Source organism: Blastococcus sp. SYSU DS1024, from assembly GCF_054050795.1.
This window is the reverse complement of sequence record NZ_JBJHAA010000022.1, coordinates 12,525-36,982: the sequence shown is the minus strand read 5'-3', so window position 1 is coordinate 36,982 and position 24,458 is coordinate 12,525. Positions and strand designations below refer to the sequence as shown.

Sequence of the window (24,458 nt, the reverse complement as noted above, 5' to 3'; positions counted from 1 at the left end):
GTGGTGGCCCGGCCCACCGGTGCGCCGCCCTGGTCGGGGATGATGGGCCCGTGAGCTCACCCGGTCCCTTCGCCGCGCTGCCCCCGCAGGTCGACCTCCCCGCCCTGGAGCGCCGCATCCTGGAGCGCTGGGAGAGCGAGAAGGTCTTCGACCGGTCGCTGGAGGCCTCGCACGGCCGCCCGCAGTGGAACTTCTACGAGGGGCCGCCCACCGCGAACGGCCGGCCCGGCACGCACCACATCGAGGCGCGCGCGTTCAAGGACGTCTTCCCGCGCTTCAAGACGATGCAGGGCTGGCACGTGCCCCGCCGGGCCGGGTGGGACTGCCACGGCCTGCCGGTCGAGATCGCCGTCGAGCAGGAGCTGGGCTTCGCCGGCAAGCCCGACATCGAGCGTTTCGGCATCGCCGAGTTCAACGCCCGCTGCCGGGCCTCGGTGGAGCGGCACGTCGACGCGTTCACCGAGCTGACGCAGCGCATGGGCTACTGGGTCGACATGTCCACCGCCTACTGGACGATGGACCCGGCCTACATCGAGAGCGTCTGGTGGTCGCTCAAGCAGGTGTTCGAGAAGGGCCTGCTGGTCGAGGACCACCGGGTGGCCCCGTACTGCCCGCGCTGCGGTACCGGCCTCTCCGACCACGAGGTCGCCCAGGGGTACGAGAGCATCACCGACCCGTCGGTGTACGTGCGGCTGCCGGTCCTCGACGGTGAGTGGGCCGGCCGGGCCGACCTGCTGATCTGGACGACGACGCCGTGGACGTTGCCCAGCAACACCGCCGTCGCCGTGCACCCCGACGTCACCTACGTCGTCGCGCGCGCCCGTCCCGACGACACCCCGGTCGTCGTGGCCGAGCCGCTGCTGGCCGCCGTCCTCGGTGAGGACGCCGAGGTGCTCGGCCGTGCCCCCGGCCGCGACTGGGAGCGCACGCACTACCGGCGGCCGTTCGAGCTGGTCGACTTCCCGGCCGGCGAGGACGCCCACTACGTCGTGCTCGCCGACTACGTCACCACCGACGACGGCACCGGCCTGGTGCACCAGTCCCCCGCCTTCGGCGCCGACGACCTCGCCGTCTGCCGCCGCTACGGGCTGCCGGTGGTCAACCCGATCGACTCGACCGGCCACTTCCTGGCCGAGATCCCGCTGGTCGGCGGGCACTTCTTCAAGGCGGCCGACCCCGCCCTCGTCGAGGAGCTGCAGGCCCGCGGCGTGCTGTTCCGCGAGATCCGGTACGAGCACAGCTATCCGCACTGCTGGCGCTGCCACACGCCGCTGATGTATTACGCGCAGCCGTCCTGGTACATCCGCACCAGCGCGATCAAGGACCAGCTGCTCGCCGAGAACGAGAAGACCTCCTGGCACCCCGAGAGCATCAAGACCGGCCGCTACGGCGACTGGCTGAACAACAACGTCGACTGGGCGCTGTCGCGCGATCGGTACTGGGGCACCCCGCTGCCGGTCTGGCGCAACGACGAGGACCCGTCGCGCCTCGTCGTCGTCGAGTCCCTGGCCGAGCTGTCGGAGCTGACCGGCCGGGACCTCGCCGACCTCGACCCGCACCGGCCCTTCATCGACGAGATCACCTTCACGCGGCAGGGCGAGGCGGGCACCTACCGGCGGGTGCCGCAGGTCATCGACGCCTGGTACGACTCCGGCTCCATGCCCTTCGCCCAGTGGGGGGCGCCGCACCGCAACCAGGAGCGCTTCGAGGCCGCCTACCCGGCGCAGTTCATCGCCGAGGCGATCGACCAGACCCGCGGCTGGTTCTACTCGCTCATGGCCGTCGGCACGCTGGTGTTCGAGCAGAGCTCGTACGAGAACGTGCTGTGCCTCGGCCACATCCTGGCCGAGGACGGCCGCAAGATGAGCAAGCACCTGGGCAACATCCTCGAGCCGATCCCGCTGATGGACCGGCACGGCGCCGACGCCGTCCGCTGGTTCATGCTGGCCGGCGGCTCGCCGTGGTCCGCCCGCCGGGTCGGCCACGAGACGCTGTCCGAGGTGGTCCGCAAGGTGCTGCTCACCTACTGGAACACCGCGAGCTTCTTCACCCTCTACGCCGAGACCAACGGCTGGGACCCGGCGTCGTCCCCTGCCCCGGCGCGCGAGGAGCGGCCGCTGCTGGACCGGTGGGCCCTCGCCGAGCTGGCCGCGGTCACCCGCGACGTGACGGCGGCCCTGGAGGACTTCGACACCCAGGGCGCCGGCCGGCTCCTCGCCCAGTTCGTCGACGACCTCTCCAACTGGTACGTGCGGCGTTCCCGGCGACGCTTCTGGGACGGCGACGCCGCCGCCCTGGGCACGCTGCACGAGGTGCTCGACGGCCTGACCCGCCTCATGGCCCCCTTCACGCCGTTCGTCACCGACGAGGTGTGGGCGCGCGCGGTCGTGCCCGGCCTGGCCGGCGCCGAGGCGGTCGACTCGGTCCACCTGGCGTCCTGGCCCCAGGTGGACGACGCCGCGCTCGACGACCGGTTGGTCGAGCAGATGGCGCTGGTGCGCCGGCTCGTGGAGCAGGGGCGCTCGGCCCGGACCTCCGCCAAGGTCCGCACCCGGCAGCCGCTGGCCCGCGCGGTCGTGGCCGCGCCGGGGTGGAGTGCGCTCCCCCGCGACCTGGTCGCCGAGGTGGCCGACGAGCTCAACGTCGCCGAGGTGCTCGAGCTCGCCGCGGTCGGCGGCGACCTGGTCGACGTCAGCGTCAAGATCGACTTCCGCGCCGTGGGCCGCCGGCTGGGCAAGCAGGTGCAGGCGGTGGCAAAGGCCGTCGCCGCGGCCGACGCCCCCACCCTGGTGGCGGCCTACCGGGCCGGCACCGCCAGCGTGGAGGTCGACGGCGCCCCCGTGCCGCTCGAGGACGGCGACCTGGTGGTCACCGAGACCCCGCGCGAGGGCTGGACCGTGGCCAGCGCCGGAGGCCTGACGGTCGCGCTGGACCTCACGCTCACCCCGGAGCTGGAGCGGGCCGGGCTGTTCCGTGAGGCGGTCCGGCTGGTGCAGGAGACGCGCAAGGCCGGCGGGCTGGAGGTCAGCGACCGGATCGAGCTGTTCTGGACCGCCGACGGCGCCATGGCGCAGGCGCTGACCGAGCACGAGGAGCAGCTGGCCGGCGAGGTGCTGGCCGTCGCCGTGCACGCCGGCACCGCCGGGGCGGGCGAGGGCGTCGAGGGTCCGGAGGGCTCGCGCTTCTGGGTGGCCAGGGCCGGTTCCTAGCCGCCGCCCCTGCGGGCGCGGGCCCGGTCGGCGAGCGTGCGGTCCGGGCGGCACACCCCGCACGGGGTGAACCCGTCGGCGCGCGCCTCGTCCAACGGCAGCGGGATGCGCTCGTGGCCCTGGAGGTGGACGCAACCGGCCACGTGGTAGCGCGGGTGCTCGTCGACCACCAGGACCTCGTCGGTGAGGTCGACGATGATCAGCAGATCGGTGACCTCGACCTCCTCGACCGGCGGCTCCCCCGTCTCCGGTGCGGCATCCCGGGCGCGGCCGGCACCCGCCGGGGGCCGCTCGCGTCCCCCGGCCGGCCGCTCCTCCCGCGACACCGGCTCGGCGACGGCCGGTGGCGCCGCGGGCGGGACGGCGGTGGCGCCGGTCGCGAGATCGGGCCCGGTCGCCGCCGGGGCCACCTCGGCCGTCGTCGTGGGAGCCGCGGGGGCCGGAGGCCCGGTGGTCGACGCGGTCGCCGCACCGGACGACGGGGCGCCCGGCGCCTCCGTGCGTGCCGCGATCCGCCGCCGGGCCACGGCCAGGACGCCCGCGGCCACGACGCAGGCGGCGACGCACCCCCAGTACAGGGCGGTGATGCCGGTGAGCAGCCCGCCGATGAAGAGCCCGAGGCCCAGCAGCACGAGCACTGCGGCGATCGCGATCACAGCTGGACTGTAGGTCGCGCCGTCCGACGGGCGCCCTGCGGCGCGGGTCAGCCGGGGGCCTGGGTGACCCGCAGCCCGGTCTGCGCGGAGAAGAGGTGCGCCTCCCCCGGGCGGATCGCCACGTGCACGACCTCGCCCTTCTGCGGCGGGCGGCGGGGGTCGGCCCGGAGCACCACCTGCTGGTCGTCGCCGCCGCCCTCCCCCGTGGCCAGCCGGCCGTAGGCGAAGGCGTCGGAGCCGAGCTCCTCCACGATCAGGACCTCGACGGGGATGCCCTCCCCGGCGCCCACGAACTCGACCGACTCCGGCCGGAAGCCCAGGGTGGCGGTGGTGCCGCCCTCGCGGGCGAGCTCCGACAGCGCCTCCCGGGGCAGCTGCACCGGGTGCTCGCCGACCCGGGCGCCACCCTCGGTCAGCGTCACGGGGACGAGGTTCATGGCCGGTGAGCCGATGAAGCCCGCGACGAACACGTTGGCCGGGCGGTCGTACAGGTTGCGGGGGGTGTCGACCTGCTGCAGGACGCCCTCGTTGAGCACCGCGACCCGGTCGCCCATCGTCATGGCCTCGACCTGGTCGTGCGTGACGTAGACGGTGGTGACCCCGAGCCGGCGCTGGAGCGCGGCGATCTCGGTGCGGGTCTGCACGCGCAGCTTGGCGTCGAGGTTGGACAGCGGCTCGTCCATGAGGAACACCTGCGGCTGGCGCACGATGGCCCGCCCCATCGCGACCCGCTGCCGCTGGCCGCCCGACAGCGCCTTGGGCTTCCGGTCGAGGTAGGGCTCGAGGTCGAGGATGCGCGCGGCCTCCTGGACCCGGGTCTGCCGCTCCTCCTTGGGGACGCCGGCGATCTTCAGGGCGAAGCCCATGTTCTCGGCGACCGTCATGTGCGGGTACAGCGCGTAGTTCTGGAACACCATCGCGATGTCCCGGTCCTTGGGCGGCAGGTGCGTGACGTCGCGGTCGCCGACCCGGATGCTGCCGTCGGTGACCTCCTCCAGGCCGGCCAGCATCCGCAGCGACGTCGACTTGCCGCACCCCGACGGGCCGACCAGGACCAGGAACTCGCCGTCGGCGATCTGGAGGTCCAGCGCATCGACCGACGGGCGGTCCGCCCCGGGGTAGACGAGCGTGGCGTGGTCGTACGTGATGGCGGCCATGGGTCCCTTCCTGCGCCGAGCGGTGCCGTCACTCTGGCACGCCGGGGGCGGGTGCGACCACCAGGAGTGCGCCGGCGTCCCCGTCCGGGTCACGGTTTCCTCCCCCGATCGTGCAGCGACGACAGGACACTGTGGGAGCGCTCCCATATGCTGCCCGACGCAGCCGCCGCCGAACGGGCAGGCACCGCTCGGAGGCTGCGCAACCGTTACGGCAACGTTGCCGCCGGGGTGCTCCCGCGCGGCTAGGGTCGCCGGACGGATGTGGCGGCCGCACCTGGAACCGGGTGCCGGGCACGGAGTCACACGATGCGGCGACGCAGCCGCAGGAGTCTGGAGGGACCACATGACCAAGCGTGCGAGAGGCCGTGGCGCAGCAGCCCTGGCCGGCGGGCTGGGGCTGACGCTCCTGCTCACCGGGTGCGGCGCCGACGAGACGTCGGGCGGCGGCGGCGGCAGCCAGGCCGCGGCCGACGCGGAGATCGACTGCGCGCCCTACGAGGAGTTCGGCGACCTGGAGGGCGAGACGGTCAGCGTCTACAGCTCCATCGTCGATCCCGAGGACCAGCCGCACATCGACTCCTACGTGCCCTTCGAGGAGTGCACGGGCATCGACGTGGAGTACGAGGGCTCGCGGGAGTTCGAGGCCCAGCTCGTCGTCCGCACCCAGAGCGGCAACGCCCCCGACCTGGCGTTCATCCCGCAGCCGGGCCTGCTGGCGAACCTGGTCGACTCCGGCGACGTCGTCGCGCCGCCCGCCCAGGTGGAGCAGAACGTCGACGAGTACTGGGACGAGGGCTGGAAGCAGTACGGCACCGTCGACGGCACCTTCTACGCCGCCCCGCTCGGCGCCAACGCGAAGTCCTTCGTCTGGTACTCCCCCTCGATGTTCGAGGAGGCCGGGTACGAGATCCCCGAGACGTGGGACGAGATGATCGCGCTCTCGGAGGAGATCGCCGCCACCGGCGCGAAGCCGTGGTGCGCGGGCATCGGCTCCGGCGAGGCCACCGGCTGGCCGGCCACCGACTGGCTGGAGGACGTCCTCCTCCGCACGGCCGGTCCCGAGGTCTACGACCAGTGGGTCAACCACGAGATCCCGTTCAACGACCCGGCCGTCGTCGAGGCGCTGAACACCGTCGGCGACATCCTGAAGAACGAGGACTTCGTCAACGGCGGCTTCGGCGGCGTGCAGTCCATCGCCTCCACCGAGTGGACCGACGCGGGCAACCCGATCCTCGAGGGCACCTGCTGGATGCACCGGATGGCCTCCTTCTACCAGGCGAACTGGCCCGAGGGCACCGAGGTCGGTGAGGACGGCGACGTCTTCGCCTTCCCGCTCCCGCCCATCGACGGCGGCGCGGCCCCGGTCCTGGGTGGCGGCGAGTTCGTCGCGGCCTTCAACGACCGCCCGGCCACCCAGGCGCTGCAGACCTACCTGTCGACGGCGGACTGGGCCAACGTGAAGGCCCAGGTCTCCGGCCCGGGCTGGGTCAGCGCCAACACCGGCCTGGAGATCGACAACCTCGAGTCGCCGATCGACCAGCTCTCCGCCGAGCTGTTCCAGGACCCCGAGTCGGTGTTCCGGTTCGACGGTTCGGACCTCATGCCCGGCGAGATCGGTGCCGGCCGGCTCTGGACGGAGCTGACCAACTGGTTCGCCAACGACAAGCCCACCGAGGCCGTGCTCACCGACGTCGAGAACGCCTGGCCGGCGTCCTGACGTCCGACACCCCGAGGGCCGGTCGGCCGCCCGGCTGACCGGCCCTCACCACCTCGGACGCCGGGGGATCGCAGCACCCTGCGGTCCCCCGGCATCCGCCGTCGCGGGAGAGGTCGCGCGCAGTGCAGTGGTTCCTCGACGCCACCACCACGGGGCACAAGTTCGCCCTGATGGCGGTCGCCATCGTCCTGTTCGTGCTCGTGATGGGCGGCATCCTCTTCGCCGTCGACCGGCCGAAGCGGGTGCCCACCTGGGTCGTCGTGACCGGTTTCCTCGGCCCGACGCTGATCCTGCTCCTGATCGGGCTGGTGTACCCGGCCGTGGAGACGGTGCGCGCCTCGTTCTACAACCGGGACACCTCGCAGTTCGTCGGCTGGGACAACTACGCCACCGTCTTCACCGAGGACAACTTCCAGACGGTCCTGCGCAACACCGTCCTGTGGGTGGTCCTGGTACCGCTGCTCACCACCGGGCTCGGGCTGGTCTACGCCTACCTGGTCGACCGCACCCGGTTCGAGTCGCTGGCCAAGGCGCTGGTCTTCCTGCCCATGGCGATCTCCATGGTCGGCGCCGGCGTGATCTGGAAGTTCATGTACGAGTTCCGCCCCGACCAGCCGGGGGTGAACCAGATCGGCCTGCTCAACCAGCTGCTGGCCCTGGTGGGCATCGAACCGCAGCAGTTCCTGCTCAACCAGCCCTCCAACACCTTCTACCTGATCGCGGTCATGGTCTGGATCCAGGCCGGCTTCGCGATGACGGTGCTGTCGGCGGCGATCAAGGCGATCCCCGACGACGTGGTCGAGGCCGCCCGGCTGGACGGGGTGGGCGGGCTGCAGATGTTCCGCCACATCACCGTGCCGAGCATCCGGCCGGCGCTCGTGGTCGTGCTGACCACCGTCGCGATCGTCTCGCTCAAGGTCTTCGACGTGGTGCGCACGATGACCGGGGGCAACTTCGGCACCAGCGTCGTGGCCAACGAGTTCTACACGCAGTCCTTCCGCCAGTTCAACTTCGGCCTCGGGGCCGCGCTGGCCGTTCTGCTGTTCCTCCTCGTCGTCCCGATCATCGCCTACAACGTCCGCCAGCTGCGGCTGGCCGAGGAGATCCGATGACCACGACCGTGCCGGTGATGGCGCCGGCTCCGCCCGAGGACCGCAAGCTCGGCCGGCCGGGACGGCGCTCGGCCGCCGCGAAGAAGAAGCTGAGCTCCCCGGCGGCCTCGATCATCGCGATCGTGATCGCGGTGCTCTGGACGGTGCCGACGCTCGGGCTGCTGATCACCTCCTTCCGCCCGGAGATCGACATCCGCCGCTCCGGCTGGTGGACGGCGTTCACCAACCCCGAGTTCACCCTCGACAACTACAACGAGGTGCTCTACGGCGGCAGCACCAACTTCGCGCAGCTGTTCGTCAACTCCGTGGTCATCACGCTGCCGGCCGTGGTGATCCCGATCAGCCTGGCGCTGCTGGCGTCCTACGCCTTCGCGTGGATCCCGTTCCGCGGCAGCAACATGCTCTTCGTCGCGGTGTTCGCCCTCCAGGTGGTGCCGCTGCAGGTGACCCTCATCCCGCTGCTGCGGCTCTTCGTCGACGCGGACATCGCCGGGTCGTTCTGGACCGTGTGGCTCGCCCACTCGATCTTCGCGCTCCCCCTGGCGATCTTCCTGCTGCACAACTTCATGAAGGAGATCCCCGCCTCGCTCGTGGAGGCGGCCCGGATGGACGGCGCCGGCCACGTGAAGATCTTCTTCCAGGTGCTGCTGCCACTGCTCACCCCCGCGATCGCGGCCTTCGGCGTCTTCCAGTTCCTGTGGGTGTGGAACGACCTGCTGGTCGGCCTCACCTTCGCCGGCGGCAGCTCCGACGTGGCGCCGCTGACGGTGCGGGTGGCGGAGCTGGCGGGCTCCCGCGGCTCGGACTGGTTCCTGCTCGCCGCGGGCGCGTTCGTCTCGATGATCGTCCCGCTCATCGTGTTCCTCGCCCTGCAGCGCTACTTCGTCCGCGGCCTGCTGGCCGGCAGCGTCAAGGGCTGAGCCCCTCTCCCCCGCTGCGCGCGCCCGGACCGGCCGCAACCGGCCGCACGCACGACGACGGGCCCCGGACCGAGGTCCGGGGCCCGTCGTCGGAGCGGATCAGGCGCTGGCGTGCTGGTTCTGCCGGCCGGCGCTGGCGGGCTCGGCGGAGCCGCGGCTGTCGAGGTCGCGCAGGTGCGACTCGAGGTAGGACCGCAGCCGGGTGCGGTACTCGCGCTCGAACGTGCGCAGCTCCTCGATCTTGCGCTCCAGGCTGCTGCGCTTCTCCTCGAGGCTGCCCATGACCTCGATGTGCCGGCGCTCGGCGTCCTGGTCGAGCGCGGCGGCCTTGGCGCGGGCCTCCCGCTCCACCGTCTCGGCGCGGGTCCGCGCGTCGCCGATCATGGAGTCGGCCCGGTGCTTGGCCTCGGCGACCATCTGCTCGCTCTTGGCGCGCGCGTCGCTCATGAGCCGCTCGCTGTTGGTCTTGGCCCCGCTGAGCATCTGCTCGGCCTGGGTCTTCGCCTCGTTGACGTAGCGGTCAGCGGTCTCGGTGGCCAGCGCGAGCATGCGGGAGGCCCGGGCGCTGTCGTCCTCGCGGGGCTGCTGGACCGGCGGCGGCGGCGTCGGGGCGGCCGGCGGCGCGGGCGCGGGAGCCGGCGGCTCGGGCCGCTCCTCGGCGCGGGCGCCGGCACGGCCCACGCTGGCGCGCAGCTCGTTGTTCTCCTCGATCAGGCGGGCCAGCTCGGCCTCCACGACGTCGAGGAAGGCGTCGACCTCGTCCTCGTCGTAGCCCCGCTTGCCGATGGGCGGCTTCTTGAAGACGACGTTGTGCACGTCGGCAGGCGTGAGTGGCATCGCAGGTCACCTCAGGTCGGACGGCGGGAACAGATACGTGGTGGGACCGGCGGCGGAGCGCCACCGTCCGACGGCAATGACCCGGGGGATTCCAGCGGTCATGCGAGTGCGAGCGTGACGTTCCGGAGGACCACCACCGCGATCAGCAGCACCATAAACCCGAGGTCCAGTCGGATGGACCCCAGGTTCAGTGGCGGGATCACCTTCCGCACCGCCCGCAACGGCGGGTCGGTGGTGGAGTAGACGATCTCGAGACCGGCCGCGACCGCGCCCGAGGGCCGCCAGCTGCGCGCCAGCACCATCACCCAGTCGACGACGAATCGTGCGAAGAGCAGGATGAGGAAGACGAGCAGCACCGACGAGACGATCTGCCAGAAAAGAGACACGGGCCCCGCTCGATCAGGGCACCCCCGGGTGCCGACTCCACTCCACGCCGCTCAGGACTTGTCGGAGAACCCGCCCTCGCGGATCTTCGCCTTGTCCTCAGCGGTGACGGCGACGTCCTGCGGACTGAGCAGGAAGACCTTCGCCGTGACGCGCTCGATACTACCGCGCAGTCCGAAGCTCAGGCCCGCAGCGAAGTCGACGAGCCGCTTGGCGTCGGCGTCGTCCATCTCGGTCAGGTTCATGATGACCGGCATGCCGTCGCGGAAGCGCTCCCCGATGGTGCGCGCCTCGTTGTAGGTGCGCGGGTGCAGCGTGGTGATCCGATAGCTCTTGGCCACGGGTGCGGGTGCCGCCTCGGGCTCGGGCTCGGGGGCCACCGCCGGCTCGCGGGCGGCCAGGGCGGCCGCGGCGACGGGGCCGCTGGTGGTGCTCAGCGCGCGGGCGCCGCCCGGCCCGGACCCGGCGCCGGCCGGCGCGAGGCCGAGCGGACGGGCCTGGATGCGGCGCACCGAGAGCGGCTCGGGGTCGCGGGCCGCCGGCACCTCGGCGGGAGCGGGCTCGTCGTCGGCGTACCCGTCGGCGTAGTCGTCGTCATCGGCGTACCCGCGATCGGCGTAGCCCTCGCCGTAGCGGTCCTCGTCGTACCGGCCGTAGCGACGGTCGCGGTCGAGCTCGTCCGACGGGCGGGCGTCGTACCGGCCGTAGCCGCGGGGGTCGTCGTCCTCGACGAGCCCCAGGTAGATCCCCATCCTCCGCATGGTTCCGGCCATCGGACCTCCCCCTCTGCTGGTGTCCTCAGCGTCGCGTCTGCACGGTCGTCGTCACATCGTCCCCGTCCGCCCGGTGCTCGAGCGGCTCGTGTGACTGCTGTGACTCGCGTGGCTGGTGTTCCTCGAACTCACCGCAGGGTAGGGGGCGGGCACCGAACAAGGCGGTTCCGACACGCACGATCGTCGCGCCGGCCGCGACCGCGTCCTCCAGGTCGGCGCTCATCCCCGCGGAGACCTCCACCGCCTGCGGGTGGTCGGCGCGCAGGCGGTCGGCCAGGGCCGCCAGCCGGGCGAACGCGGGCGCCGGTCGTTCGCCCCGAGGAGCCACGGCCATGAGCCCGCGCAGCCGCAGCCCGGGCGACGACGCGGCGAGGTCGGCGAGCGCGGGCACCTCCTCCGGGCGCGCCCCGCCACGCGCGGCGGTCTGCCCCTCGGGCCCGCCGAGGTCCACCTGGACGAGCACGTCCACCGGCCGACCGATCTCCTGGCCGGCGCGGTCCAGCGTCGCGGCCAGGGCGGCGCGGTCCAGCGAGTGGACGACCGCCCCGGTCCGGGCCACCGCGGCCGCCTTGTTGCGCTGCAGCTGGCCGACGACGTGCCACCGCAGCTCCACGTCGGCGAGCGCCCCGGCCTTCCCCAGCAGCTCCTGCACGCGGTTCTCGCCGAAGTCCCGCTGGCCGAGCGCGGCGAGCGCGCGCACGTCGTCCGCGGGCCAGGTCTTGCTCACCGCGAGGAGGGAGACGGTCGCGGGGTCGCGCCCGGCGGCCCGGGCGGCCCGGTCGATGCGGGCGCGTACCGCGCGCAGGTTCTCCTCGAGCGTGGCCACGATGCCGATCCTCCCCGACGCCGGCCCCCGAGGAGGGGCCGGCCGTCAGTCCAGCCAGACCAGACCGGCCTGGCGGCCGGTGACGCCGTCGCGCCGGTAGGAGAAGAGGGTGGGGTCCTCGACGGTGCAGCGCGGATCCTGCACCACCTCCGGGATGCCGGCGCGGCGGAGGACCTCCTCCACCCCGGCCCGGAGATCGAGTCCGGGAGTGCCCGAGCGGGTGCGCACCGCGGCGGCCGGCGCGACCCGCGCGACGTCGGCCTGCATCGCCTCGGGCACCTCGTAGCACGCGCCGCAGACCGCGGGGCCGAGCAGCGCGGTCACGTGCCGGGCGCGGGCGCCCAGGCTCGCCATGGCCGACAGCGCCGCGGGCAGCACGCCCTGCCGGACCCCCTCGCGGCCGGCGTGGACGGCCGCGACGACGCCGGTCTCGTGGTCGGCCAGCAGCACCGGCACGCAGTCGGCGACCAGCACGGCGAGCACCAGCCCTGGAGTGGCGGTGACGAGGGCGTCGGTGGCGGCGACCGGTCGGTCCTGCGGCCCGTCGACGACGGCCACGCCGGTTCCGTGGACCTGGTCCATCCAGACCAGGTGGTCCTGCGGCACGCCGAGCTCCCGGGCCACGCGGGCCCGGTTGGCCGCGACGTCCCCCGGGTCGTCACCGACGTGTGACCCCAGGTTGAAGGAGTCGTACGGAGAACCGGAGCGGCCGCCCCGCCGGTCGGTGACGACCCTGCGGGGTCGCACCGCCGACGGAGCGGCCGGGTTGTTGCTCATCGGGTCAGACCTTACGGCGTGGCGGGCCGGTGGAACCGCCCCCTGCCGGGCCCCTAGCCCTTGAGGAACTCCGGGATGTCCAGCTCCTCCTCGAAGTCCTCGTTCGACAGCGGACGGCGGCCGTTCGCGGCCGGCCCGGGCATGGGCGGCAGCGGCGGGACGGTCAGCCCGCCTCCCGCAGCCGGCCGGCCGGCGGAGGCCGACGGCGCCTGCGGGGCGAGCCGCTCACCGGTGGCCGGCGGGGCGGCCGGGGCGGGCGCCGAACCGGTCGCCGGCGCCGCGGCGGGCGGCGGGGCGGTGGCGACCGGCGGGGCGGCCACCGGCCGGCGGGGCGCCGAGAACGGCGAGGCGCCGCCGGTGGACACCGGAGGCGCCTGGACCGCACCGGTCGTCGCGGCCCCGTCCTTGCGCGTGTTGGGCCGGCCGCCGTCGAAGCCCGCGGCGATCACGGTCACGCGCACCTCGTCCCCGAGCGCGTCGTCGATGACCGCCCCGAAGATGATGTTGGCGTCCGGGTGCGCGGCGTCACTGACCAGCGACGCCGCCTCGTTGATCTCGAAGAGGCCGAGGTCCGACCCGCCGGAGATCGACAGCAGGACGCCGTGCGCGCCCTCCATCGAGGCCTCCAGCAGGGGTGAGGCGATCGCCTGCTCGGCGGCCAGCAGGGCGCGGTTGTCGCCGCGCGCGCTGCCGATGCCCATCAGCGCCGAGCCCGCGCCGGACATGACCGACTTGACGTCGGCGAAGTCCAGGTTGATCAGGCCGGGCGTGGTGATCAGGTCGGTGATGCCCTGGACACCGGAGAGCAGCACCTGGTCGGCGGTCCGGAACGCGTCCATGACGCTGACGTTCCGGTCACCCAGCTGCAGCAGCCGGTCGTTCGGGATGACGATGAGCGTGTCGCACTCGTTGCGCAGCTCCTCGATGCCCGACTCGGCCTGCACGGCGCGCCGCTTGCCCTCGAAGGCGAACGGGCGGGTGACCACGCCGATGGTCAGCGCGCCGAGCTTGCGCGCGATGGAGGCCACGACGGGGGCGCCACCGGTGCCGGTGCCACCACCCTCGCCCGCCGTCACGAAGACCATGTCGGCGCCCTTGAGCACCTCCTCGATCTCCTCGCGGTGGTCCTCGGCGGCCTGCCGGCCGACATCGGGCTGCGCGCCCGCGCCCAGCCCGCGGGTGAGCTCGCGGCCGACGTCGAGCTTGACGTCGGCGTCGCTCATCAGCAGCGCCTGCGCATCGGTGTTGATCGCGATGAACTCGACCCCCTTGAGGCCGACTTCGATCATGCGATTGACCGCGTTCACCCCGCCGCCGCCGATGCCGACGACCTTGATGACCGCTAGATAGTTGTGCGGAGGTGTCATGCGGCGCTCCCCAACTGGACCCTCATCCTCAAGTTCAGCCTTACAGTTATGTCAACTCGGTCGACGGGGATGAAGTTAGGTGGGTGCCGAACGGCGCTACAAGCACCCTCATCGGGTCGGCGTGTCGGTGGGCCCGGATCGCACCAGGCTCCGAGGACCCAACCGTCACATCTGTACCACTGACCGTGACGGCTCGCCCTGGAAATGTCTCATCCCGTGATGCAGGGACGGCCGCGCCGCGTGAGCAGAAAGATCCGGGGCCGGAGCGCGTGTCGGGCGTGTCGCGCCGACCGGCGTGTCGTCGTCCCGGCTCCGCCGAGCCGCTGCGCAGCCGCCCGACGACGGTCCGCCACCGGCGCCCGCTGTGGTCAGCGCAGGACGACGGCGTCCGGTGCGCTGACGTCGACCAGCTCGGCCGGCTGGAGCTCCCCGGCGGCGATCCGGTCCAGCAGCGCGACGAGCACCTCGCCCTTGGTGGCCGGCTCCTCGGCTCCGCCCCAGACCACCACCGTGCCGTCGGTCAGCGCGAGGGTGATCGACTCCGCGTCCGGGGCGGCGACCTCGACGACGTCCTCGCGCAGCCGGCCGGGCAGCGCGCCGATCGCGGCCAGCCCGGCCCGGGTCGCGGGGTCGTCCGGCCCCGGGTCGGTCACGACCAGCGGCACCACCCCGCGGGGCGCGGCGCCGGTGAGGCTGTCGAACAGGATCCCGTCCGCGTCGACCAGCGACCGCCGGCCGGGCGGGCCGACGACGGCCACCGGCACCCGCTCGGCCACGGTGACGACGATCCGGTCGGGCCACCCGCGCGCCGCCTGGACGTCGCGGACCTGCGGCAACCGGGACACGCGGTCCTCCACGGCGCCCAGGTCGACCCGCAGCAGCGGGACGCCCTCGGGCACCCGCGCCACCTCTCGCACCCGGTCGGCCGACAGCGTCGCCGTCCCGTCCACCTGCACCGCGCGGACCGCCAGCACCGGGCCCAGCCACAGCAGCCAGCAGAGCCCGGCCACGACCGTCACCGCCGCCGCGACTTGCAGGGACCGCCGACGGCGGGTGCTCCGCCGCGACGGTCGGCGGTCGGGCAGCGGGGAGACCCGGGCGCCGCGGCGCTCGGTCGGCCGGCGGTCGGAGGGCCGGCGTTCGGCTCCGCCGCGGCTGCGCCGCGTCCGGTCACGGGTGGTGCTGCCGGTGCGGTTCACCGTCCGGTGTCCGCCGCGTCGCCCTCCCCGGCCGGCCCCTCCGCGGCGCGCAACGCGTCGAGCACCTCGGGCCCCACCATGGACACGTCCCCCGCGCCCATCGTCATGACCAGGTCCCCGGGACGGGCCCGGGCCGCCAGCGCCGGCCCGGCGGCCGACCAGGACGGTTCGAAGTGCACCTGCTCGGCGGGCAGCGGCACCGCGTCGGCCACCATCGCCCCGGTCACTCCCGGCACCGGGTCCTCCCGGGCGCCGTAGACGTCCATGACCACGACCTCGTCGGCGAGGCCCAGCGCCGCGCCGAAGCCCTCGGCGAACTCCTGGGTCCGGCTGTAGAGGTGCGGCTGGAAGGCCACCACCAGCCGCCCCTCCCCCGCCACCGCCCGGGCGGCGCGCAGCTGCGCCGCGACCTCGGTCGGGTGGTGGGCGTAGTCGTCGTAGACCCGCACGCCCCCGGCGGTCCCCTTCAGCTCGAACCTGCGGTGCACGCCGCCGAACCGGCCCAGCCCCTCGATCAGGCCCTTCGCCGGCAGCCCCAGCTCCAGGCCGGCGAGCAGCGCCGCCGCGCTGTTGCGCGCCATGTGCTCGCCGGGCACCCCGATCTGCACCCGGCCGAGCTCGGTGCCGTCCACGAACGCCGTGTAGGTCGTGTGCTCGCGGCCGACCGCCAGGTCGACCAGCCGCAGGTCGGCGTCCTCGGCCGTGCCGTAGGTGCGCACCCGCGCCGGGGCGGGCACCGACCGCAACCGGGCAGCGCCCGGGTCGTCGGCGCAGAGCACCACGAAGCCGCCGGGGTCGACGGTGTGCAGGAACTGGTCGAAGGCGGTCTCCACCGCGGCCAGGTCGCCGTAGTTGTCCAGGTGGTCGGCCTCGACGTTGGTGACGATCGCGGCGAAGGGCGACAGGAGGAGGAACGACCGGTCGCTCTCGTCGGCCTCGGCGACGAAGACGTCGCCCTCCCCCGCGTGCGCGTTGCTGCCCGACTCGTTGAGGTTGCCGCCGATCGCGAAGGAGGCGTCGACCCCGCAGGCCTGGACGGCGACGGTGAGCATCGAGGTGGTCGAGGTCTTCCCGTGCGTGCCGGCGACGGCGACGCTGCGCCGCCCGGCCATCACCGCAGCCAGGGCGACCGCTCGGGGCAGGACGCGCAGGCCCCGCTCCCGGGCGGCGGCGAGCTCGGGGTTGTCCGCCCGGATCGCCGTGGAGACGACGACGGTGTCGGCGTCGCCGACGTGCGCGCCGTCGTGCCCCAGCTCCACCCGCGCGCCCAGGGCACGCAGCGCGAGCAGGGTGGGGCTGTCCCGGCGGTCGGAGCCGGAGACCGGGACCCCGCGGGCGAGCAGGATCCGGGCGATGCCGCTCATGCCGGCCCCCCCGATCCCGATGAAGTGCACGGCCCCCAGCTCGGGCAGGGACGGGACCGGGCCGGTCCAGGCCGCGACGGAGTGGGCAGTCATGCGCTCGCCACCTCGCAGACGATGTCGGCCAGTCGCTCGTCGGCGTCGGGCACGCCGGCCGCGGCGGCGTGCCGGGCCAGCCCGGCCAGGGCGGTCGGGTCGGTGAGCAGCGGCAGCAGGGTGCCGGCGATCCACCCGGGGTCGAGGTCGGCGTCCTCCACCAGGAGTCCGCCGCCGGCCTCGATCACCGGCAGTGCGTTGCGCCGCTGCTCGCCGTTGCCGATGGGCAGCGGGACGAACGCCGCGGGCAGCCCGACGGCGGAGAGCTCTGCCACGGTGACCGCACCGGAGCGGCACAGCGCCAGGTCGGCGGCGGCGTACGCGAGGTCCATCCGCTCCAGGTAGTCGACGACGACGTACGGCGCCTGCCCCGCCGCGCGGGCGGGGACGGTCACGTCGGTGTTCTTGGGCCCGCGGGCGTGCAGCACCTGCACCCCCGCCCCGGTCAGCGCGTCGGCCGCGGCGACGGCGGCGCGGTTGAGCGACGCGGCGCCCTGCGAACCGCCGAACACCAGCAGGGTCGACCGGTCGGGGTCCAGCCCGAACTCCGCCCGCGCCTCCGCCCGCCGGGCGGCCCGGTCGAGCGAGGAGATGGCCCGGCGCAGGGGCATGCCGACGTGCTCCCCCCGGTGCAGCGGCGTGCCGGGCACGGTGACCGCCACGCGGGCGGCGGTGCGGGCCCCGATGCGGTTGGCCAGCCCCGGCAGGGCGTTCTGCTCGTGCACCACGACCGGCACCTTCCCCCGGCGGGCGGCCAGGTAGGCCGGGAGGGCCACGTAGCCGCCGAAGCCCACCACCACGTCGGCGGCGAGTTCGTCGAGCAGCACACGGGTCTGCGACACCGACCGGACCACCCGGCCCGGCACGCGCAGCAGGTCGGGCGTGGGCTTGCGCGGCAGCGGCACGGGCGGGATGAGGCGCAGGTCGTAGCCGCGGGCGGGCACCAGCCGGGTCTCCATCCCGCGCGCCGTGCCCAGGCAGGTGAGGCGCAGGCCGCCGTCCCGCCGACGCAGCGCATCGGCGAGGGCGAGCATCGGCTCGATGTGACCGCCGGTGCCACCCCCCGCGAGGACGACCGACCGGACCGCGGTCATCGGTCGCTCCCGGGGCGGCCGCCGCGCGGGGCGACCGGGCGCTGCCGGGAGGCTGCGGCACGCGGGCGCCCCGCCGCACCGCGGCCGGTCGGCGCCTGCGCCGGCGCCGGCGCCGGCCACCGCCGGGGCCCTGCCCCGCGCGCGTGCAGGAGCGTGCGGGCGCCGCCCACCACCGGCCGCTCGGGAACGCCACCCCCGGGGGAGCGCCGCGGGCGCACCTGGTCCACGGCCACGGTCGGGGCGGGCGCGAGCAGCCGGGCCAGGCGGCCGCGCTCGGCGGTCCGCAGGGCCTCGATGGCGGCCGGCTCGGACCGGGCGAACCGGGCGAGCAGGCCGACGATGAAGAGGGTCAGGATCAGCGAGGTGCCGCCCGCCGAGATCAGCGGGAGCGTCACCCCGGTCACCGGCAGGAGTCCGACCACGTACCCCATGTTCATGGTCGCCTGCCCGATGAGCCACACGGTGATCGCGACGCAGGCCAGCTGGACGAACCGGTCGGCCGAGCGCCGGGCGATGCGGAAACCGGCGTAGGCCAGGACCCCGTAGAGCGTCACGACCACCAGGCACCCGAGGAAGCCCAGCTCCTCGCCGATGATCGCGAAGATGTAGTCGGACTCGGCCTCCGGGAGGATGTTCCACTTCATCGCGCTGTTGCCCAGACCGACTCCCCACAGCCCGCCGGTCGCCAGCGCGTACATCCCGCGGATCGCCTGGAAGCCGGTGTGGTCAGGGTCGGCGAACGGGTCGAGGAACGCGGTGATGCGTGCCATGCGGTACGGGGCCGCCCAGACCATGCCCACGATCGCCACGACCGCGACGCCGGCGAGGGCGGCGAACCAGCGCATCGGCATCCCACCGGCCCAGAGGAGGCCGACGAGGACCAGGCCGAGGCTCACCACCCCGCCGAAGTCGGGCTCGGCGATGAGCAGCAGGGACAGCACGGCGAACACCGGGAGCACCGGCACGAGCAGCGACGTCGTCGTCAGGTACCGCTCGCGCAGCGCGATGACGTGCGAGCCCCAGAGCGCGAACACCAGCTTGCCCAGCTCCGACGGCTGGAAGTCGGTGATCCCCAGCGGGATCCACTGCCGTGCCCCGTTGCGCTCCAGGCCGATACCGGGCACCAGCACCAGGAGCAGCAGCGCGACCACCACCAGCAGCGCGATGGGCGACCAACGGCGCACCAGGCCGACGGGCAGCCGCATCGCGACCACCATCGCGCCCAGGCCGATGCACGCCAGCACCAGCTGCTTGACGCCGGGCGCCCACGCCGGCTCGTCCGCCAGCGCCGCCTCGATGGCCGAGGCGGAGAAGACCATGACCAGGCCGATGAGCAGGAGGAGACCGGCGGCGCCCAGCACGAGGTGGCAGCTGGTCAGCGGACCGTCGAGCCACGCGGGGCCGGTCCAGCGGCGCGGCGGGGTGCGGGGGGCCGAGGCCCGGACGCGACCGCGCGCCGGGCGGGGGGTCCGCACCGGGCGTTCGGTCGTCGTCATCGCCCTGCCGCCAGGCCGCGCACCGCGTCGGCGAACGCGCGCCCGCGGTGGCCGTAGTCCCGGAAGACGTCCATGGAGGCGGCGGCCGGGGCCAGCAGCACGGTGTCCCCCGGCTGCGCCAGCTCGCGGGCGGCGGCGACGACGCGGGCCATCGTCGCCTCGGCCGTCACACTCGTCCCACCCATCCCGTCATCGTCGCCGCTCGGGACCTCCACGACGGGGACCGACGGGGCGTGTCGCGCCAGCGAGGCGGCCACCCGCGCGCGGTCGCGGCCCAGCAGGACCACTCCCGCGAGCCGGGGCGCGACCGCCGCGACGAGCGGGTCGACGTCGGCGCCCTTGAGCAGGCCACCGGCGAGCCAGACCACCCGGGGGTAGGCCGCCAGCGACGCTCCGGCGGCGTGCGGGTTGGTCGCCTTGCTGTCGTCGACGTAGTCGACGCCGTCGACCGTGGCGACCAGCACGTTGCGGTGCGCGCCACCGGTGAAGCGGGCGAGCCCCCGGGCGATCGCCTCGGCCGGCACCCCGATCGCCCGCGCCAGCGCCGCGGCGGCCAGGGCGTTGACCGTGTTGTGCGGCCCGGGGACCTGCAGGTCCTCCCGCGCCAGCAGGTGCTCCCCCGCCGCGCCGCCGGCGAACGCCCGGTCGACCAGCGCGCCGGCGCGCACGCCGAGCTGGCCCGGCGCCGGCTCGCCCAGGGTCACGGTGACCGGGCGGGGATGGGCGGCCACGAGGGCGGCGGCCACCTCGTTGCCCGCGTCGGCGACGGCGACCGGGGCGCGCTCGAGGATGCGGGCCTTCGCGTCGCGGTACGCGGGGAAGGAGCCGTGCCAGTCGGTGTGGTCGTCCGCGACGTTGAGCACGGCCGCGGCGGCCGGGGCGAGCGAGGACGACCAGTGCAGCTGGAAGCTGGAGAGCTCCACCGCGATCACGTCGTAGGCGGGGGCGCCGTCGTCGTCCCGCGCGGTGACCACCTCGACCAGGGGGCGGCCGACGTTGCCGGCCGCCACCGCGCGGTGGCCCGCGGCGGTGAGGATCGCCTCCAGCATCGTGACCGTCGTCGTCTTGCCGTTGGTGCCCGTGACGGCGAGCCACGGCGCCGGCTCCCCGTCGGGGCCGGCGATGCGCAGCCGCCAGGCCAGCTCGGGCTCGCCGATCACCTCGACACCGCGAGCCGCGGCGTCGACCAGCAGCGGGGCGTCGGGCCGCCAGCCCGGGGAGGTGACGACGAGGTCGGCGCCCTCGGGCAGAACCTCGGTGGCGCCGAGCCACTCCGCGCCCGCGCCGGTCAGCTCGTCGACCACGTCCGGCCGGACGGCGTCGGTGAGCAGGACCCGGGCGCCGCAGCGCAGCAGCACCCGAGCGGCAGCGGCGCCCGAGACGCCCAGCCCGGCGACGAGGACGGTGCGGCCGGCGACCACGGAGGAGGGCTGTCCGCTCACAGGCCCACGAAGTTCAGCCAGTCGGCGTAGAAGAGCCCGAGACCGAACGCGACCGCCATGCCGGTGACCAGCCAGAACCGCACGATCACGGTGTTCTCGGTCCAGCCGGCGAGCTCGAAGTGGTGGTGCAGCGGCGCCATGCGGAAGACCCGCCGCCGGGTGGCCCGGAAGAAGGCCACCTGGATGATCACCGACAGCGTCACCGCGACGAACAGACCGCCGAGGACGACGAGCAGCAGCTCGGTGCGGGTGACGATCGCCAGGCCCGAGAGGAGCCCACCGAGGGCGAGGGAGCCGGTGTCGCCCATGAAGATGCGCGCCGGGCTGGTGTTCCACCACAGGAAGCCCAGGCACGCGCCCATGCCCGCCGCGGCGACGAGGGTGACGTCGAGCGGGTCGCGGACGGTGTAGCAGCCCTCGATCAGCTCGTTCGCGCAGTCGTGGGTGAACTGCCAGAACGAGATGACGATGTAGGAGGCCAGCACCATCGCCGAGGCGCCGGCGGCCAGCCCGTCCAGGCCGTCGGTGAGGTTGACCGCGTTGGAGAACCCGGCGATGAACAGGTAGGCCAGGATGACGAACGCGATCGGCCCGAGGGCCAGCGGCGCGATGTCGCGGACGTAGGAGACGACGGTCGACGCCGGCGTGACGTCGTTCCCGTTCGGGAAGTTGATCGCCAGCACCGCGAAGGTGACGCCGACGACCAGCTGGCCGACCAGCTTCGCCGTCTTGTTCAGCCCCAGGCTGCGCCGGTGGCGGATCTTCAGGTAGTCGTCGAGGAAGCCGACGGTGCCCATGCCGACCATGAGGAACAGCAGCAGCAGGCCGGTGGCGCTGAAGCCCCAGCCGGACTCGCCGACGAACACCAGGTGGGCGGCGAGGTAGCCGACCACGGTGGCACCCACGATGACGGTGCCGCCCATCGTGGGCGTGCCCTTCTTCGACAGGTGGCTCTCGGGGCCGTCGTCGCGGATCTCCTGGCCCAGGCCCTGCCGCCGGAAGGCCCGGATGGCCAGCGGCGTCAGCAGGATCGAGACGATCAGGCCGACGGCCGCCGCGATGAGGACGCTCCTCACTGCGCGGCACCGCCCAGCAGGTCGGCCGCGAGCAGCTCCAGGCCGTAGGAGCGGCTGGCCTTCACGAGGACGACGTCCCCCGGGCGCAGCACCTCCGTCAGCCACGCGAGGGCAGCGCCCCGGTCCGGCACGTGCACCGACTCCTCCTCTGCGCGCCGCCCTGCGGCGACCGCGCCCTCCGCTATGCCTACCGCATCGGCGCCGACGGCGACGACCAGGTCGACCCCGGCAGCGGCCGCGTCGCGGCCCAGCCGCTCGTGCTCGGCGGCGGCGTCCGGCCCCAGCTCGGCCATGCCCCCGAGGACGGCGATGCGCCGCTCCCCCGGCAGCCCGGCCAGCGCCGCCAGCGCCGCGCGCATCGACTCGGGGTTGGCGTTGTAGGCGTCGTTGACGACGGTGACGCCGTCGGCCCGCCGGTCGACCTCCATGCGCCACCGGCTGCGGCTCTCCGCGGTCGAGAGCGCCGCCGCGACGGCGGCCGGGGCCAGGCCCACCGCCAGCGCGGCGCCCGCCGCCGAGAGCGCGTTGGCGACCTGGTGCTCGCCGACCACCCGCAGCGCCACCGGGTGGCGCTCGCCCCCCGCGACCAGCGTGAAGCGGGCGCGGGCGCTCTCGTCCAGCCCGACGTCGACGGCCCGGACCGCGGCCTGCGCGGCGCGGCCCGTGGTCAGCACCTGGGCGCGGGTGCGGCGGGCCATGCCGAGAACCCGCGCATCGTCGGCGCTGAGGACGGCGGTCCCCTCCGGGGGCAGCGCCTCCACGAGCTCCCCCTTGGCCTGCGCGATGCCGTCGGGGCTGCCGAACTCACCCAGGTGGGCGGAGCCCACGTTGAGGACGACGCCGACCTCGGGCCGGGCCACCCGGCACAGGCGGGCGATGTGCCCCGGCCCGCGTGCCCCCATCTCGAGCACGAGGAAGCGGGTCGCGACGTCGGCGGAGAGCACGGTCAGCGGCAGGCCGATGTCGTTGTTGTAGGAGCCCGGCGGGCTCACCGTGGGGCCGGCCGAGGCGAGGACCTGGCCGAGGAGGTCCTTGGTGGAGGTCTTGCCCGACGAGCCGGTGATGGCCAGCGTGCGCACGCCCGCGGCGGTCAGCCGCGTGTGGACGCCGGCGGCCAGCCGGCCGAGCGCGTCGACCGGGTCGTCGACGACGACGCACGGGAGGGCCGGATCCGGCCGGGTGGCGAGCGCGGCGACCGCACCGGCGGCCGCCGCCGCCCCCAGGAAGTCGTGACCGTCGACCCGCTCCCCCACCACGGCGACGAAGAGGTCGCCGGGAGCGACCGCGCGCGAGTCCAGGGTGACCTTCCCGGTGACCGCGCCGTCGGACGGGACCGGCAGCCGGCCGCCGGTCAGCTCCGCCACCTCGGCCAGCGACAGGCGGATCATGCCGGCGTCCCGGAGGCGGCGAGCACCTCGCGCAGCTGCGTGCGGTCGTCGAACGGGTGCACCGTGCCGGCCACCTCCTGGCCCGTCTCGTGCCCCTTGCCGGCGACCAGCAGCGTGTCGCCGGGCTCCGCCAGCCGCACCGCCGTCGCCAGGGCGGCGCGGCGGTCCCCGACCTCGAGCACCTCCGCACGACGGCCGGCCGGCACCTCCCGGGCCCCGGCGAGCATCGCGGCGCGGATGCCGGCCGGGTCCTCCGACCGCGGGTTGTCGTCGGTGACCACCAGCACGTCGCTGCCCTCGGCCGCCACCCGGCCCATCTCCGGGCGCTTGCCCGGGTCGCGGTCACCACCGCACCCCAGCACGGTGATCAGCCGCCCGGGGGTGGCGCCCCGCAGGGCCGCCAGCGCGGTCCGCACGGCGTCGGGGGTGTGCGCGTAGTCGACGACGGCGACGAAGGGCTGGCCGGCCTCGACCGGCTCCATGCGCCCCGGGACGACGGTTCCGGCGAGCCCGGTGAGCGCGTCCTCGACGGCGACGCCGATGCCGTCCAGCAGGGCCACCGCCAGGACCGCGTTCGCCACGTTGAACCGCCCGGGCAGCCGCAGCCGCGCCGGCCAGCTCCGCCCGCCGGGCCCGTGCAGCGTGAAGGTCGAGCCGCCCCCGGGCGCCGTCGCCACGTCCGAGGCGGTCCAGTCGGCCACCGCGCCCTCGCTGCCGGCGACGGTGACCGGGCGCGGGCGATCGGCCCGGGCCGCCAGCCGGCGGCCGTAGGCGTCGTCGACGTCGACGACCTCCACGGCGGCGCGGCCGTCGAAGAGCAGCGCCTTGGCCTGGAAGTAGTCCTCCATGTCGCGGTGGAAGTCCAGGTGGTCCCGGCCCAGGTTGGTGAACCCGGCCGCGGCGAACCGCACACCGCCCACCCGGCCCTGGACCAGCGCGTGGCTGGAGACCTCCATGACGACGGCGGACACCCCGGCGTCGGCCATGCCCGCCAGCAGCGCGTGGAGGGCGGGCGCCTCGGGGGTCGTGCGGACGCTCGGCAGGGCGCTGACGGCGCCGTCCGCGGAGCGGGTCCGGGTCTGGACCGTGCCGATCAGGCCGGTGGCCCGCCCGGCGGCGGCCAGCCCGGCCTCGACCAGGTAGCTCGTCGTCGTCTTGCCGTTGGTGCCGGTGATCCCCAGGACGGTGAGCCGGCGGCTGGGCTCCCCGTAGATGCGGTCGGCGACGGCCCCGAGCACCTGCCGCGGGTCGTCGACGACGCACACCGGGAGCCCGGTCGCCAGCGCGTCGGCCCGGCCGGCCGGGTCCGTGAGCAGCGCCACGGCACCGCGGGCGGCGGCGTCGGCCGCGTAGCGCACGCCGTGCGTGCGGGCGCCGGGGAGGGCGGCGTAGAGGAAGCCGGGGCACACCTCGCCGGAAGCCAGCGTGAGCCCGGAGACGGCGACGTCGGCGGCGGAGCCCTCGGGTGCGCCGATGAGGTCGGCCAGCCGGGCGAGGGGCAGCGGGCGGGTCCCCGTCGGCCGGGGGGCCGTCCCGGGGTCGGTCGGGGTCACGGGACTCCAATCTACCGG

20 protein-coding genes are annotated in these 24,458 nt (G+C 74.5%); 4 read left to right on the top strand and 16 right to left on the bottom strand.

Going from position 1 to position 24,458, the window contains the following annotated elements; genetic code table 11:
• Positions 1 to 50 precede the first annotated feature (50 nt).
• Positions 51 to 3,209 carry an isoleucine--tRNA ligase gene (gene ileS, locus ACI79S_RS17365; RefSeq protein WP_456594690.1) on the top strand — a complete coding sequence of 1,053 codons (3,159 nt, stop codon included), beginning with the start codon at positions 51 to 53 and terminating at the stop codon, positions 3,207 to 3,209.
• Here the strand turns inward: ileS and ACI79S_RS17360 are convergent.
• Together ACI79S_RS17360 and ACI79S_RS17355 are read right to left on the bottom strand one after the other, a co-directional pair.
• Positions 3,206 to 3,865: a hypothetical protein gene (locus tag ACI79S_RS17360; RefSeq protein ID WP_456594689.1), complete on the bottom strand. Its 660-nt coding sequence runs from the start codon at positions 3,863 to 3,865 to the stop codon at positions 3,206 to 3,208. The two genes, ileS and ACI79S_RS17360, sit on opposite strands and share 4 nt — an antisense overlap.
• Before the next feature lie 47 nt (positions 3,866 to 3,912).
• The gene (locus tag ACI79S_RS17355; protein ID WP_456594688.1) at positions 3,913 to 5,022 is read right to left on the bottom strand and encodes an ABC transporter ATP-binding protein; all 1,110 of its coding nucleotides are present in this window, start codon (positions 5,020 to 5,022) and stop codon (positions 3,913 to 3,915) included.
• Between the two features lie 343 nt (positions 5,023 to 5,365).
• On the opposite strand from ACI79S_RS17355, the gene ACI79S_RS17350 reads away from it, so the two are divergent.
• The 3 genes from ACI79S_RS17350 to ACI79S_RS17340 all read left to right on the top strand — a co-directional run bounded on the left by ACI79S_RS17350 (position 5,366) and on the right by ACI79S_RS17340 (position 8,771).
• Positions 5,366 to 6,739, top strand: a complete 1,374-nt coding sequence (locus tag ACI79S_RS17350; RefSeq protein WP_456594687.1) for an ABC transporter substrate-binding protein — start codon at positions 5,366 to 5,368, stop codon at positions 6,737 to 6,739.
• Between the two features lie 122 nt (positions 6,740 to 6,861).
• Positions 6,862 to 7,851 carry a carbohydrate ABC transporter permease gene (locus ACI79S_RS17345; RefSeq protein ID WP_456594686.1) on the top strand — a complete coding sequence of 330 codons (990 nt, stop codon included), beginning with the start codon at positions 6,862 to 6,864 and terminating at the stop codon, positions 7,849 to 7,851.
• Positions 7,848 to 8,771: a carbohydrate ABC transporter permease gene (locus ACI79S_RS17340; RefSeq protein WP_456594685.1), complete on the top strand. Its 924-nt coding sequence runs from the start codon at positions 7,848 to 7,850 to the stop codon at positions 8,769 to 8,771. Before ACI79S_RS17345 ends, ACI79S_RS17340 begins: the two co-directional genes overlap by 4 nt.
• A 99-nt stretch (positions 8,772 to 8,870) precedes the next feature.
• Here ACI79S_RS17340 and wag31 read toward each other — a convergent pair whose 3' ends face one another.
• The 14 genes from wag31 to ACI79S_RS17270 all read right to left on the bottom strand — a co-directional run bounded on the left by wag31 (position 8,871) and on the right by ACI79S_RS17270 (position 24,440).
• On the bottom strand, positions 8,871 to 9,608 hold the full coding sequence (gene wag31 / locus ACI79S_RS17335; protein WP_456594684.1) for a DivIVA-like cell division protein Wag31: 738 nt from the start codon (positions 9,606 to 9,608) through the stop codon (positions 8,871 to 8,873).
• A gap of 98 nt (positions 9,609 to 9,706) precedes the next feature.
• On the bottom strand, positions 9,707 to 9,994 hold the full coding sequence (locus ACI79S_RS17330; RefSeq protein WP_456589456.1) for a YggT family protein: 288 nt from the start codon (positions 9,992 to 9,994) through the stop codon (positions 9,707 to 9,709).
• Positions 9,995 to 10,045: 51 nt separating this feature from the next.
• A complete protein-coding gene (locus ACI79S_RS17325) occupies positions 10,046 to 10,765 on the bottom strand; it encodes a cell division protein SepF (protein WP_456594683.1) in 720 nt (239 codons plus the stop codon).
• 25 nt (positions 10,766 to 10,790) lie between these two features.
• A complete protein-coding gene (locus ACI79S_RS17320; protein WP_456594682.1) occupies positions 10,791 to 11,591 on the bottom strand; it encodes a YggS family pyridoxal phosphate-dependent enzyme in 801 nt (266 codons plus the stop codon).
• Between the two features lie 45 nt (positions 11,592 to 11,636).
• Complete coding sequence (gene pgeF, locus ACI79S_RS17315; RefSeq protein ID WP_456594681.1) at positions 11,637 to 12,368, bottom strand: peptidoglycan editing factor PgeF; 732 nt, start codon at positions 12,366 to 12,368, stop codon at positions 11,637 to 11,639.
• A gap of 53 nt (positions 12,369 to 12,421) precedes the next feature.
• Positions 12,422 to 13,735, bottom strand: a complete 1,314-nt coding sequence (ftsZ, locus tag ACI79S_RS17310) for a cell division protein FtsZ (RefSeq protein ID WP_456594680.1) — start codon at positions 13,733 to 13,735, stop codon at positions 12,422 to 12,424.
• Positions 13,736 to 14,103: 368 nt separating this feature from the next.
• Positions 14,104 to 14,754: a cell division protein FtsQ/DivIB gene (locus tag ACI79S_RS17305; RefSeq protein WP_456594679.1), complete on the bottom strand. Its 651-nt coding sequence runs from the start codon at positions 14,752 to 14,754 to the stop codon at positions 14,104 to 14,106.
• A 176-nt stretch (positions 14,755 to 14,930) separates the two neighbouring features.
• Positions 14,931 to 16,391: a UDP-N-acetylmuramate--L-alanine ligase gene (gene murC, locus ACI79S_RS17300; protein ID WP_456594678.1), complete on the bottom strand. Its 1,461-nt coding sequence runs from the start codon at positions 16,389 to 16,391 to the stop codon at positions 14,931 to 14,933.
• On the bottom strand, positions 16,388 to 17,485 hold the full coding sequence (murG, locus tag ACI79S_RS17295) for an undecaprenyldiphospho-muramoylpentapeptide beta-N-acetylglucosaminyltransferase (protein WP_456594677.1): 1,098 nt from the start codon (positions 17,483 to 17,485) through the stop codon (positions 16,388 to 16,390). The genes murC and murG overlap by 4 nt, the downstream gene beginning before the upstream one ends.
• Positions 17,482 to 18,981 (bottom strand): putative lipid II flippase FtsW, encoded by a 1,500-nt coding sequence (ftsW, locus tag ACI79S_RS17290; protein WP_456594676.1) that lies wholly within the window; start codon positions 18,979 to 18,981, stop codon positions 17,482 to 17,484. Before ftsW ends, murG begins: the two co-directional genes overlap by 4 nt.
• The gene (murD, locus tag ACI79S_RS17285) at positions 18,978 to 20,423 is read right to left on the bottom strand and encodes a UDP-N-acetylmuramoyl-L-alanine--D-glutamate ligase (protein WP_456594675.1); all 1,446 of its coding nucleotides are present in this window, start codon (positions 20,421 to 20,423) and stop codon (positions 18,978 to 18,980) included. Before murD ends, ftsW begins: the two co-directional genes overlap by 4 nt.
• Positions 20,420 to 21,499 (bottom strand): phospho-N-acetylmuramoyl-pentapeptide-transferase, encoded by a 1,080-nt coding sequence (mraY, locus tag ACI79S_RS17280; protein ID WP_456594674.1) that lies wholly within the window; start codon positions 21,497 to 21,499, stop codon positions 20,420 to 20,422. The genes murD and mraY overlap by 4 nt, the downstream gene beginning before the upstream one ends.
• Positions 21,496 to 22,887 (bottom strand): UDP-N-acetylmuramoyl-tripeptide--D-alanyl-D-alanine ligase, encoded by a 1,392-nt coding sequence (locus ACI79S_RS17275; protein WP_456594673.1) that lies wholly within the window; start codon positions 22,885 to 22,887, stop codon positions 21,496 to 21,498. The genes mraY and ACI79S_RS17275 overlap by 4 nt, the downstream gene beginning before the upstream one ends.
• Entirely contained in the window at positions 22,884 to 24,440 is a 1,557-nt protein-coding gene (locus tag ACI79S_RS17270) for a UDP-N-acetylmuramoyl-L-alanyl-D-glutamate--2,6-diaminopimelate ligase (protein WP_456594672.1), read from the bottom strand. The genes ACI79S_RS17275 and ACI79S_RS17270 overlap by 4 nt, the downstream gene beginning before the upstream one ends.
• Positions 24,441 to 24,458 lie beyond the last annotated feature (18 nt).

What these genes read in the sequence shown, in the direction of transcription:
- ACI79S_RS17275 (WP_456594673.1), bottom strand. Translation starts at nt 22,887, where the DNA reads ATGATCCGCCTGTCGCTGGCCGAGGTGGCGGAGCTGACCGGCGGCCGG.
- pgeF (WP_456594681.1), bottom strand. Translation starts at nt 12,368, where the DNA reads ATGAGCAACAACCCGGCCGCTCCGTCGGCGGTGCGACCCCGCAGGGTC.
- ACI79S_RS17340 (WP_456594685.1), top strand. Translation starts at nt 7,848, where the DNA reads ATGACCACGACCGTGCCGGTGATGGCGCCGGCTCCGCCCGAGGACCGC.
- wag31 (WP_456594684.1), bottom strand. Translation starts at nt 9,608, where the DNA reads ATGCCACTCACGCCTGCCGACGTGCACAACGTCGTCTTCAAGAAGCCG.
- ftsW (WP_456594676.1), bottom strand. Translation starts at nt 18,981, where the DNA reads ATGACGACGACCGAACGCCCGGTGCGGACCCCCCGCCCGGCGCGCGGT.
- ACI79S_RS17325 (WP_456594683.1), bottom strand. Translation starts at nt 10,765, where the DNA reads ATGGCCGGAACCATGCGGAGGATGGGGATCTACCTGGGGCTCGTCGAG.
- ACI79S_RS17355 (WP_456594688.1), bottom strand. Translation starts at nt 5,022, where the DNA reads ATGGCCGCCATCACGTACGACCACGCCACGCTCGTCTACCCCGGGGCG.
- murG (WP_456594677.1), bottom strand. Translation starts at nt 17,485, where the DNA reads ATGACCGCGGTCCGGTCGGTCGTCCTCGCGGGGGGTGGCACCGGCGGT.
- ftsZ (WP_456594680.1), bottom strand. Translation starts at nt 13,735, where the DNA reads ATGACACCTCCGCACAACTATCTAGCGGTCATCAAGGTCGTCGGCATC.
- murC (WP_456594678.1), bottom strand. Translation starts at nt 16,391, where the DNA reads ATGACTGCCCACTCCGTCGCGGCCTGGACCGGCCCGGTCCCGTCCCTG.
- ACI79S_RS17350 (WP_456594687.1), top strand. Translation starts at nt 5,366, where the DNA reads ATGACCAAGCGTGCGAGAGGCCGTGGCGCAGCAGCCCTGGCCGGCGGG.